Source organism: Mucilaginibacter arboris (assembly GCF_009754915.1).
Lineage (GTDB): Bacteria > Bacteroidota > Bacteroidia > Sphingobacteriales > Sphingobacteriaceae > Mucilaginibacter_A > Mucilaginibacter_A arboris.
In genome coordinates, this window is the sequence record NZ_WPIK01000004.1 from 227,552 (window position 1) to 239,749 (window position 12,198).

The 12,198-nt window shown below is 37.2% G+C and carries 12 protein-coding genes; 2 read left to right on the plus strand and 10 right to left on the minus strand.

What is annotated here, in order from left to right:
• Positions 1-54 precede the first annotated feature (54 nt).
• Positions 55-1,809: a lysophospholipid acyltransferase family protein gene (locus GO621_RS05755; RefSeq protein ID WP_157565048.1), complete on the plus strand. Its 1,755-nt coding sequence runs from the start codon at positions 55-57 to the stop codon at positions 1,807-1,809.
• Positions 1,810-1,883: 74 nt separating this feature from the next.
• On the opposite strand, the gene GO621_RS05760 is transcribed toward GO621_RS05755, so the two are convergent.
• The 8 genes from GO621_RS05760 to GO621_RS05795 form a co-directional block, all read right to left on the minus strand.
• A complete protein-coding gene (locus tag GO621_RS05760) occupies positions 1,884-2,390 on the minus strand; it encodes a DUF962 domain-containing protein (RefSeq protein WP_157565050.1) in 507 nt (168 codons plus the stop codon).
• Positions 2,391-2,533: 143 nt separating this feature from the next.
• Positions 2,534-4,096: a ribonuclease Y gene (gene rny, locus GO621_RS05765; protein ID WP_157565052.1), complete on the minus strand. Its 1,563-nt coding sequence runs from the start codon at positions 4,094-4,096 to the stop codon at positions 2,534-2,536.
• Positions 4,097-4,289: 193 nt separating this feature from the next.
• Entirely contained in the window at positions 4,290-4,583 is a 294-nt protein-coding gene (locus tag GO621_RS05770; RefSeq protein ID WP_157565054.1) for a cell division protein ZapA, read from the minus strand.
• A 22-nt stretch (positions 4,584-4,605) separates the two neighbouring features.
• The gene (locus GO621_RS05775) at positions 4,606-4,896 is read right to left on the minus strand and encodes a hypothetical protein (protein ID WP_157565056.1); all 291 of its coding nucleotides are present in this window, start codon (positions 4,894-4,896) and stop codon (positions 4,606-4,608) included.
• Positions 4,897-5,043: 147 nt separating this feature from the next.
• Entirely contained in the window at positions 5,044-7,443 is a 2,400-nt protein-coding gene (gene pheT, locus GO621_RS05780; RefSeq protein WP_157565058.1) for a phenylalanine--tRNA ligase subunit beta, read from the minus strand.
• Positions 7,444-7,565: 122 nt separating this feature from the next.
• Entirely contained in the window at positions 7,566-8,264 is a 699-nt protein-coding gene (gene radC, locus GO621_RS05785) for a RadC family protein (RefSeq protein ID WP_157565060.1), read from the minus strand.
• 101 nt (positions 8,265-8,365) lie between these two features.
• Positions 8,366-8,620, minus strand: a complete 255-nt coding sequence (gene rpsT / locus GO621_RS05790) for a 30S ribosomal protein S20 (RefSeq protein ID WP_157565062.1) — start codon at positions 8,618-8,620, stop codon at positions 8,366-8,368.
• A 117-nt stretch (positions 8,621-8,737) separates the two neighbouring features.
• Positions 8,738-9,430: a DUF4397 domain-containing protein gene (locus tag GO621_RS05795; protein ID WP_157565064.1), complete on the minus strand. Its 693-nt coding sequence runs from the start codon at positions 9,428-9,430 to the stop codon at positions 8,738-8,740.
• Between the two features lie 220 nt (positions 9,431-9,650).
• Here GO621_RS05795 and GO621_RS05800 point away from each other — a divergent pair, with 220 nt between their 5' ends.
• Positions 9,651-10,613 (plus strand): zinc dependent phospholipase C family protein, encoded by a 963-nt coding sequence (locus GO621_RS05800; RefSeq protein ID WP_157565066.1) that lies wholly within the window; start codon positions 9,651-9,653, stop codon positions 10,611-10,613.
• A 125-nt stretch (positions 10,614-10,738) separates the two neighbouring features.
• Here the strand turns inward: GO621_RS05800 and GO621_RS05805 are convergent, their stop codons facing one another.
• Positions 10,739-11,395, minus strand: a complete 657-nt coding sequence (locus GO621_RS05805; protein WP_157565067.1) for a DedA family protein — start codon at positions 11,393-11,395, stop codon at positions 10,739-10,741.
• 61 nt (positions 11,396-11,456) lie between these two features.
• Entirely contained in the window at positions 11,457-12,167 is a 711-nt protein-coding gene (locus GO621_RS05810) for a DUF4397 domain-containing protein (RefSeq protein ID WP_157565069.1), read from the minus strand.
• Positions 12,168-12,198 lie beyond the last annotated feature (31 nt).

The following is a 12,198-nucleotide window of genomic DNA, read 5'->3' on the forward strand; positions in this document are numbered from 1 at the left end:
TAATGAGATATTTACTTTTTAAATCTAAATAATCACAATATCTAAATTTTTATAATGAAAGTTATTACCAAAGAAGAATTTGCCAAGGCTACTAAAATTGATAAGCTGAAGATGCCTGGCCTGGCAGCTTTTCTGATGGAAATTATGAAAATTAACGATGTGAACAAACTGTTTGCACAGGCGCAGCCCAAACAAGGGCCAGAATTTGTTGATGCTATTTTAGCTGGCATGGGCGTTGAAGTTGAGTTTGACCCATCTGAACTTAAAAATATTCCAACTACCGGCGGTTTTGTAGCTATTGCCAATCATCCTTACGGTGGTGTGGAAGGTATGGTTTTACTGAAAATATTGTGTATGGTAAGGCCTGATGCAAAACTGATGGCCAATTTTTTGCTTAAAAAAATCCCTAATTTAAGCGACTATTTTATCGCTGTAAACCCTTTTGAAAATATTGAGCATTCTTCCAGCATCAGCGGTATTAAAAATACGTTGGAAATGTTGCGGAACGGCACACCAATTGGTATTTTCCCTGCAGGCGAAGTTTCTACTTATAAAATTGAAAACCAAGAAGTAACCGACAGGCAATGGCACCCGGTTGTTGGTAAAATTATAGCGAAGGCAAAAGTACCGGTTGTACCCATTTATTTTCATGGCAATAATGGCTTACTGTTTAATTTACTGAGTTTAATCCATCCTACTTTAAGAACGGCCATGCTTCCGGCAGAATTGTTTAATAAAAAAGGCCACAAAATTAAACTGCGGATTGGTAAACCGATCCAGTTGGACGAAGTTCCTTATGCTGGCAACACAACCAAACTGCTCAATTTCCTTCGCGCCAAAACTTATTCGTTAGGAACAGGACTGGAAGAAGAAAGAAAGATTTTTAACCCAAGAAACCTCTTCAAAATAAAAAAAACGCCTGAACCGATTGCTTTGCCGGTAAAAGTAAACCTGATAGAGCAGGAAGTTGAAGCTTTAAGAGAAAACTATTTAGTTTGGGTCGAGAAAAATTATGAGGTTTTTATTGCTCCGCCTTCTTTACTGCCCAATATTATCAAAGAAATTGGCCGGTTGAGGGAAGTTACTTTCAGGGAAGTTGGCGAAGGAACGAACAAAAGTTCTGATTTAGATGAATACGATATTTACTACAACCACTTGTTTATCTGGGATGTAGAAGCTAAAGTAATTGTGGGCGCTTACCGTATTGGCAAAGGCGACGAGATTTATTACAGCATGGGCAAAAAAGGCTTTTACACAGCCGAACTATTTAAAATTAAAGGTGAATTTGCACCTGTTTTGAAAAAAAGTTTGGAGCTTGGCCGTTCTTTTATCCGCAAAGAATATCAGCAAAAACCTTTGCCGTTGTTTTTACTTTGGAAAGGGATTTTAAAATACCTGATCGATAATCCGCGTTACCGTTACTTGATCGGTCCGGTTAGCATCAGCAACAGCTTCTCCAAATTTTCCAAATCTTTAATTGTTGATTACATCAGCAAAAGCCATTTCGACCACGAGATGGCACAATATGTTAAACCGAGAAAGAAGTTTAAGGTCGATTTTTCGAAGATTGATACCGAGCTTCTTTTAGCAGGAGAAAATTCATTTAAAGTTTTAGATAACCTGATATCCGAAGTAGAAAGCCGGAACATGAAAATTCCGGTTTTGCTCCGGCAGTATATTTCGCTTAATGCAAAAATCATCTGCTTTAATATCGACCCTAAATTTTCTGATTGTTTAGACGGATTTTTAGTGCTTGACCTGGAAAAAGTCCCGCAGGAAATGTTGGAGAAGTTAGGCAAAAACCTATAATCCATACAAAAGAAAATTAGCTTGATGCTTCTTTTATCAACAGTTTTTATGCGATAAAAGAAGCATCAGGCTGATTAGTATCTAATGTTGAATTTTTTCAGCATAAAATGAAATACCCAGATTGGCCCGATCAAAATAAACAACAATTCCATTTTTAACGTACTGCTTTTACCGCTTGTTTTGTAAGCAAGGTAATGGACCAGTCCGCATACAAATAAGATTAAAAAATAAAATTGAACAGCAATTAATCCATTTTTTAACTGATAGCTTGCCAGCAAAGAGATGACGTAAGTAAAAACAAGCGCTAAAAACAGCATGAGGTATGACAATAAAGGCGACAATTTTGAATAGTAATAAATGCTGAAAGCAATTACAAAAGATGCCCAATTGAAGTAGCTGTTGTATTGGCCCAGAAAATTAAAATGCGGGAACGGAATGGACCAGCTTAAACCTAACAAGCCAAAATACATTCCTATTGCACAAATTCCGTTTATAATTTTACTATTTAAGTTTGGAAATTTTTCTGAATAGTAATTAAAGTAGCTATCAATTTTTCGTTGCGACGTTTCTTTTTTAACCATAATTTGTTAAAGCTGATTAAGCAAAAAAAGCGATGAAATGTCCATCGCTTTTTTAAGGTCCAATTTTACTGATTTAAACAGTTGCATATTTTAGGTTGATAAAAGAAGCATTGCAGATTATATGCTTCTTTTATCAACCTTTTTTATTTAGCAAAAGATACTGACCTTGTTTCGCGGATCACAGTTACTTTAATCTGTCCCGGATAAGTCATTTCTGTTTGGATACGGTTTGAAATATCTGCTGCTAAAACTTCTGCCTGCGCATCGGTTATTTTTTCACTTTCTACCACAACACGCAACTCACGTCCAGCCTGAATAGCAAAAGTTTTTTCAACTCCCGGATAGGACATCGCCAACTGCTCCAGTTCCTTTAACCGTTTGATGTAACTTTCAACTACTTCGCGACGTGCACCCGGACGAGCGCCGGAAATAGCATCACAAGCCTGGATAACAGGCGAAATCATGGAAGTCATTTCTATTTCATCATGGTGGGCGCCGATGGCATTACAAACTTCCGGGTTCTCTTTATATTTTTCGGCTAACTGCATTCCCAAAATCGCATGAGGTAATTCCGGATTATCATCAGGAACTTTACCAATATCATGCAGTAAACCTGCACGTTTTGCCATTTTCACGTTTAAACCTAATTCTGCTGCCATCGTTGCGCAAAAATTAGCTACTTCGCGCGAGTGCTGCAACAAATTTTGTCCGTAAGATGAACGGTAGCGCATCCGGCCAACCATTCTGATCAGTTCAGGATGTAAACCATGAATGCCCAGATCAATTACGGTCCGTTCGCCAATTTCTACAATTTCTTCTTCAATTTGCTTGCGTGTTTTGGCAACCACTTCTTCAATACGTGCTGGGTGGATCCTTCCGTCAGTAACCAATCTGTGCATTGCTAAACGGGCAATTTCCCTTCTCACCGGATCAAATCCTGATAAAATTATGGCTTCCGGTGTGTCATCTACAATAATTTCAATTCCGGTTGCTGCTTCCAATGCACGAATGTTACGGCCTTCGCGGCCAATAATCCTTCCTTTAATTTCATCATTTTCGATGTTGAAAATGGAAACCGTATTCTCAATAGCACTTTCTGTAGCGGTACGCTGTATGGTTTGGATCACAATTTTTTTAGCTTCTTTTGATGCCGTTAATTTTGCTTCGTCCACAATATCTTTGATCTGGCTCATCGCTTTGGTACGCGCTTCTTCACGCAGATTATCTACCAATTGGTTTTTTGCTTCTTCCGCAGAAAGCCCTGCAATAGATTCCAGTTGCTGTACATGCTGCACTTTCAATTGCTCTACTTCTTCCTGCTTTTTTAGGGCAGCTTCGGTTTGTTTTTCTAAGTTTTTACGAACGTTTTCCAGCTCCTGGTCTTTGCGGTTTGCATTTTCGAGCTTTTGGTTAAGTGATTGTTCCTTTTGTTTAAGCGAGTTTTCACGCTGATTGATACCATTATTTTTTGTCGTTACCTCTTGTTCGTGTTCTGCTTTAAGCTGCAAAAATTTCTCTTTTGCTTCCAGCAGCTTATTTTTTTTCAGTAATTCAGCATTGTTTTCTGCATCTTTCAGTATTTTTTTAACCTTAGTTTGCGCCGCAACTTCCTGGCTGGTAAATAATTTACGGAGCAGGTAGCGGCCAATCACAATGCCCAGGCCAATGCCCAGCAATAGTCCAATTATAATATATAGTACATCCATCATTTATTGTATTTAAGTATATGTCAAAATAAAAAACCGTAATTCAATTTAAGTTCCCATAACAGAAACGTGCAAATACTGGTTTAAACAGATCAACATGACCTGTAAAAATCAGTTTAATTGCAGTGTTATTGCTAATAGTAAAACTTAAATTTAACTACGGTTAAATTTAATGCTCTTTTTATAATAGAAATTATTGCCCGGAGAAGAAGTTTGATAATAGCTGGTCGAGCTGATAAACTTTATCTGACACTTCCGTATCTTCTACCATTACCTTTTTCTCTGCTTTTAATGTAGTGGTTGCATAATGCAATACACACATTGAAAGCAAGTCCTGTTTATCTTTAACCGCATAATTTTCCTGGTATTCTTTTATGCGATCATTGATCAGTTTTGCTGCACGCCGTATAATCTCCTCTTCCTCCGTATTCACCTTTAAGGGATAAACGCGGTCGGCAATATTTATTTTTATGGAAATATCTCCCATTAAGCTTGTTTCACGTTAATTGTTACTTTTTTAGCAACACAATACACTTATCAATTTCCCGCACAAATTCGTTAATTTTTTGCTTGATATCAAGCGTTTTTTCATTCGTTTCCGAAAAAGACTTTGCCAGCTTCAATACACGAAGCTTCTCTTCCAGTTCCTTGTTTTTTTCCTTGCTTATGTTTATAGAATTGGTTATCGATTGGTTTTCAAGTTTTAACAGCTCATTTTCTTCCTGCAATGCCGCGCAAAGCTCAATTAACCGCTCTGTTTTTTCAACAACTTTTACTAATTGTTCGGCAACTACAGACATTGTTCGAGAATAAAAAATTAAGTGTTAAAGTTAATATTAGTTAATTAAAAATCTTGCGTTATTAAGCTGCTCAGCAAAATATCAAAGTTACATTTATTATTAGTTGATTATAAAATCCGCTGCGGCTAAACAAAACTTAATTTCTGATCACTGTTTTCTTACTTCTGCTCCTGCTTCTTTTTGCAGATTGAAAACCACTTTTTGCATGGCTGCATCTATTGCTTTATCGGTAAGCGTTTTTTCTTCGTCCAGTAATACAAAACTTAATGCGTAAGATTTTTTTCCTTCGGAGATTTTATCGCCTTTGTAAACATCAAACACATTCACTTCTTTAATCAGTTTACGTTCGCTTTTTAAAGCGGTTTGTTTTAACTGATTAAAAGTTACATGTTCATCAACCAATAATGATAAATCTCTTCTTACAGATGGAAATTTAGAAACTTCCTGATAAACAATCTTATTCCTGCTGATCTGTTTCAGCAATAAATCAAAATCAAAATCAGCATAAAAAACAGGCTGGTTAACGTCGGCTTTTTTGAGTTCCTTTTTTGCAACTGCACCAAAATAAACCAAGCTTTTATTTCCAAGTTTGTAGCTCAGTCCATAATCCAGAAAACCTATTTCCGTATCTTCTACAACAAAATCTTTAACACCAGACTTTTGAAGCAATGTATCAACTGCTGCTTTTAGCTGATAAAAAGTAACAGGCTGCTCTTTCTGGTTCCATTGTTCAGGCTGATCGTTTCCGCTTAAAAACAATGATAAACGATGCTTTTCTTCAAATTTTTCCTGATACTGATGATAAATCTTTCCAAATTCATACAACTTCAAATTCGGATATCTTCGGTTTTGATTGTAGCTGATTACTTCTAAACCCGAAAACAACAACGTTTGCCGCATTACATCCAAATCACTGCTTAAAGGATTTAAAATTTTAACTGCCGTTTCCAGATTGCTTGAGTAAGCAGATTTAGTAAGCGAATTGGCTAAAATTTCATTAAAACCGTTAGCAGTAAGCAAATCAGCAAGCATGTTTTGTACGGCATCTTTATCAGGTTTTGCAGCATTATTTAAAGATGCTCGAATTTGTGTTGAAATTTCAATGTTATTGTAACCGTAAATTCGCAAAATTTCTTCAATCACATCCACTTCACGCGTTACATCTACCCGGTATGGAGGAACTTCCAAAGAAAGCCCTTCTTCTGTTTCCGCAGTAATTTGAATATCCAATGCGGTGATAATCGATTTGATTTCTTCTACAGAAATTGCCTTTCCAATTAAGCGATGAACATGTTTATAAGAAATTTGCACGGTAAAAGAAGCATTCGGTTTTGAATAGAAATCAGAAATCTCAGAAGAAACCGTTCCGCCAGCCAATTGTTGAATTAATAAAGCTGCATATTTTAAAGCGCAAACGGTTATTTCCGGATCTGTTCCTCTTTCATAACGAAAAGAAGCATCAGTTTTTAAACCATGACGTTTAGCAGTTTTACGAACAGAAACTGCATCAAAATAAGCACTTTCCAAGAAAATATTTTTGGTTTGATTGGTAACTCCGGAATTAATTCCTCCAAAAACGCCTGCAATTGTCATTGGTTCTTCGGCATTACAAATCATCAGATCTTCTGCTGATAATTTGCGTTCAATTCCGTCTAAAGTGGTAAAAGGCGTTCCTGCCGCACAGGTTTTTACAATTACTTTATTTCCTTTAATCGTATCAGCATCAAAAGCGTGCATAGGTTGGCCAATTGAATGCAAAACGTAATTGGTTACATCAACGATGTTGTTGATTGGACGAAGCCCGATTACGCCCAGTTTTTGCTTTAACCATTCCGGAGATTCTTTTACTTCGATACCAGAAACAGTTACGCTGGAATAACGCGGACAAGCAGCAGCATCCAAAACTTCAACCTGAACAGGCAACGCATTATTTTGCACGGTAAAAGAAGCAACATCCGGCAAAATGATTTTGGTTTTGAGATAAGCAGCCAAATCGCGGGCTGTGCCTAAATGAGAAGCTGCATCGGCACGGTTTGGTGTTAAGCCGATTTCAAAAACGTAATCATCTTCCAGCTTAAAGTAATCTTTAGCAAGCGAACCAATTTCAGCATTTTCATCCAAAACCATAATTCCGGCATGATCTGTTCCCAGTCCGATTTCATCTTCGGCACAGATCATCCCTTCAGAAACTTCTCCCCTGATTTTTGATTTGTTGATTTTAAATGGTCCGCCTGCTGTTGGATAAACTGTTGTTCCAACGGTAGCAACTACCACTTTTTGTCCGGCTGCTACATTAGCTGCACCGCAAACAATTTGTAGTTCCTCTCCGCCTGCATCAACTTTAGTAACGCGCAACCGGTCAGCGTTTGGATGTTGTACACATTCTTTTACATAGCCAATTAACAAACCTTCCAGTCCGCCGGGTACAGCAAGCACTTTTTCAAGCGATTCTACCTCCAGACCAATTCCCGTTAAAATCTGCGAAATTTCTTCCGGTGTTTGTGTTATATTGATGCATTGTTTAAGCCAGTTATAAGAAATCTTCATGCCTGTTATTGACGAAAAGGCACAAAGATAGAAAAAGAGGCGGAAAGGGGAAAGGGGAAAGGCGAAGGGTTGAAAGGGGAAAGGCGGAAAGCGCCTCTATCCTTTCACCTTTCCGCCTTTCCTCACATCATTCCTTCATCCGCAAAGCTGTAATATTTTGTATCGGTAAAAATTAAATGATCCGGAATTGCAATATCCAGGAAAGAACCGGCATTACGAAGCTTTCTGGTGAGATCAATATCCGCCTGACTTGGTTTGAGGTTTCCTGAAGGATGGTTATGCGCCAGAATAATTGAAGCAGCATGATTTTCAAGCGCTGTTTGAAAAATAATTTTTGGGTCAGCAATGGTTCCTGCTTGTCCGCCTTTACTAATCAAATGTTTTGAAAGTACTTTATTTGCCCTGTTTAACAGGATGATCCAAAACTCTTCATGGTTTAGATCAGCGAAATGACGGTGCATCAAATGGAAAATATCTTTGCTGCTGCCAATTTTTTCAGCTTCTTTATGTTCGGTTTCTTTGCGCCTTCTGCCTAATTCTAAAGCAGCAATAATGGTAATTGCTTTGGCTTCGCCGATACCTTTAAACTTGGAAAGATCATTTACGGAACCTTTTCCAAGCATATTTAAATCGCCGGCATAATGAATCAGGATACGTTTGCTAAGATCAACAGCAGATTCGTTAATACTGCCGGAACCAATCAGAATAGCAATCAATTCGGCATCACTCAAAACCCTTCTGCCCTGGGCAAGCAGTTTTTCCCTCGGCCGGTCTTCTTCTGCCCAAGATTTAATACTGATTTTAGCTTCATAATTTTCCATACTATAAAAATGGAAAAACATTTAATTATAAAGAAAATATTAAAACAAAAAAAGAGCAGATAATAAATTACCTGCTCTTTTTACCTTATAAAATATTGTACTTATGCTAAAGCATTAACTAATTTAGTCAGTTTTGACTTATTGTTGGAAGCTTTGTTCTTGTGGATCACATTTTTCTTAGCCAAACGGTCTAACATAGAAATTACCCTTGGCAACAATTCAACAGCTTCTGTTTTAACAGTTGTGTTTCTTAATGTTTTAATTGCATTTCTGGTTGTTTTAGCCTGGTATCTATTACGTAAACGCTTTGCGGCGTTAGCCCTGATCCGTTTGATTGATGATTTATGATTTGCCATTTTTTAGCGACTATTTCTTCTTTGATTTTAAGGATGCAAATATAGTTTGATATTTTGATATATCAAATGCAATTTTAATAAATTTTACAGCGCTACGCCAATTTAAAAAACAACTATTTAATTGGTGGCTATTACACCCAGATTAAGCTTTAAAGCATCGGTATTTGCCCCAACTAAACCTTTAAAATAAATGGTATAAATTTTACCGTTTTCAAAAGTTTGGTTAAATGCTGTGGTAACGCCAACAGCAGATACATCTGTAGAAATAGCTTTGATGCTGTAAGTTCCTGCTGTTATTTCTGTATAATCGGTTACTGATTTATAACCTACCCCTAAAAATAATACGCCTGAGTTAACCGACAGGTTTACCTGCGGCGCGCCTGCAACCGCATGAACAAAACGCACTTTAGCTTTACCCGGTGATGGCATTGTTAAAATATCCTGTGCAACAATTGTATTTACACTGTTTGTTGTTGCCAGTCCACATACAAAAACGGAGTAATTTGCATCTTTTGTTATGTTAACAGGTGAAGATACAAGGGTTGATGCGGATGTTGAAGATTTTACTTCAGCCGTCTGGCTACCGGCAATAGCAGAAAAATAACCGAAAGAATTACCATAAGTTACTGGTGCTGTAGTTTTAAGGCTGCCGGATAAATAAAAATTAACAGGGCCAGCATCAGGGCTTACATTAATTACCCGTACAGAAGCAGTTGCAGTAGTGCTGCTTTTACAGGATGAAATTCCGGCAATGGCAATCGCTAAAACAGCAAAGCAGCAAAACCGGTTAAAAAAACTTTGAATGAACATAAATAAAAAATTGATAGATAAATTAACTTGACCACAAAGTTGCCTCTTTTCTTTCAATAATAATCTGCCAGTTTTTTTAAAACTATCTGCTTTTTTCTAATTACCTTTAATTCAAATATTTAATCTTTAAGAAAACCGATACTGTTTTTATCGTACTTTTTTAGGTTTCGTTTTTTCGGTTTTAATTTACATCAACCAAAACCTTCATCTGCCTAAACTTATGAAAAACAGGCTTTACCTATTTTGTTTATTGGCCATACTGTTGCTTTTTTGCAGCAGCTGGGGCTTTTTCGCGCATAAATCCATTAATCATTCGGCAGTTTTTATTCTGCCGAAAGGGATGATTGGTTTTTATAAGAACAATATTAATTATTTAACCGATCATGCTGTTGATCCTGATAAACGCAGATATGTTGACCCAATAGAAGCACCACGTCACTTTCTTGATGCAGATTATTATGGTAGTTTTCCTTTTGACAGTATCCCGCAGCAATGGAACGAAGCTGTTGATAAATATTCTGCTGATACTTTAAATAAATACGGAACTGTGCCATGGACCATCCAACGCAATTACTATCATTTAGTGCAGGCTTTTAAAGACCTGGATTCTATTAAAATCCTGAAATATTCTGCTGATTTAGGCCATTATGTTGCAGATGCACATGTGCCATTACACATGACCAGCAATTATAATGGACAAAAAACCAACCAGATTGGTATTCATGCTTTTTGGGAAAGCCGGTTGCCAGAGCTTTTTGCTGATCGGTATAACTTTTTTACAGGTAAAGCAGTTTATATTGACGATCCTTTAAAAAATGCCTGGAAGATTTGTCGGACTACTTATAAAGAATTGGATTCTGTTTTAGTTATGGAAAGGAAGTTACAAGCATTTCCTGTAAGCCAGAAATACACTTTCATCAAAAATAGCAACAAACTGATCAGGAATTATGCTGAGCCTTATGCAAGTAAATATCACGATTTGCTGAACGGGATGGTAGAGAAACAAATGCGCGCTTCTGTTTTAGCTATCGGAAGTTACTGGTTTTCGGCTTGGGTTGATGCCGGGCAACCGAATTTAAAAGGCATGGTTAAAAGGGAATTATCCGCAGAAGAAAAAATGAAGGAAGCACTGGAAGAATACCGTTTTCAAAACGGGAAGATTTTAGGCAGGGAAGATTTGTAGATAGACTTTTGTCATTTCCAACGACAAGAGAAATCTTCGAAGAATATAAAGTTTCTCTTTCGCTTGGAGAAGATTTCTCCTATCGTCGAGATGACAACGATGCTTCTTTTATCACCTAAAAATCATTAAACATTTTTTACAGCAGTACCAGAACGGCTCATGATTGCAGCAAATATTGGCGGAATAACAGAAACTAAAATAATCAAGACCACTACAATTGTAAAGTTTCTTTTAACTACCGGAATCCCTCCAAAGAAATAACCTAAAAACAAAAACAAGGTGATCCATGCTGCTCCGCCAATAAAATTATACAAGGTATATTTTCCTAAAGGCATTTTGCCTACGCCGGCAACAAAAGGCGCAACAGTCCTGAAAATAGGCAGAAAGCGACTGAAAATAACTGCTTTACCGCCATGCGTATCAAAAAAAGCTTTGGTTTTGAGGTAATAATCAAGTTTCAGGATTTTATTTTCAGGCTTAAACACTTTCACACCAAAAAATTTTCCGAGTTCGTAATTGGTTGTGTTTCCGGCAATGGCAGCAGCAATTAAAATCAATAGTAATAAATAAATATTTAAGCCGGAGTTTCCATGGGCAATGAGTGCGCCGGCTGCAAAAAGCAAAGAATCTCCCGGTAAAAAAGGCGTAACTACAAAACCGGTTTCGGCAAATATGATAAAGAAAAGAATGAGATAGGTCCAGCCCTGATACTGCTGTGTAATCTCGATTAAATGTTTATCAATATGTAGAATGAAATCTATAATGGTTTTGATGAGTTCCAAAATGCGGTGTTTATGTCTTCAAAAATAGAAATATTTGTATAAAAGCAGTACAATTGCCAGGTTACTTTGTGTTAGGCAGCAAATTTGAAATCAAACTCAACCCAAAAGCAGAAGTTGTTGCGGTATTGCCTACAACACCTTGTGCATATAGGGTATAAACTTTACCATCTGCAAGTACCTGGTTGGATAAAATTGCCAAACTGCTGCTTGTTGATCCGGTTGAATAAGCCCTAAATTCATACGTGCCTGCCGGAACTTCAACAAATTTCCCGACCCCTTTAAAGGCAACATTGGTAAAACCGGCAACAGCATTAATGGTAACATCCAAATTTGTACTGCTTAAAGAAGCATTAACAAACCGCACTTTTGCTTTTCCGATTGAGGGAGAAGACAGATCATCCCAGGTAAAAACAGATGTGTAAGCTTGCGGCTGGGTGGTTCCGGTAATAAATACCGAATAACTGCTATCCGTTTTTAAGTTTAATGTAGCGTTGTAAAAGTAAACACCTGGTGTTGTTGCAAGTGCAATTTGTAAATAAGGCATTCCGGGAGTTGTGGTTACATAACCTGATGTTCCGGGAAAAGTAATGCTCGTAGAATTTTTTTTAGTAGAATTAAGGGAGAAATTAATAGGCGTACTACCTGCTAATGTATTAATTACCTGTAACCGGGAATAATTGGTAGGACTAACACCTGAATTATTGCACGAAAAAACGATCAGGCCAATGCAGGCAACCATTAATCGGCCTAAAAACAAACGTAGTTTTTTCATGATGCAAAACTACATTTTTTTAAACCGACTG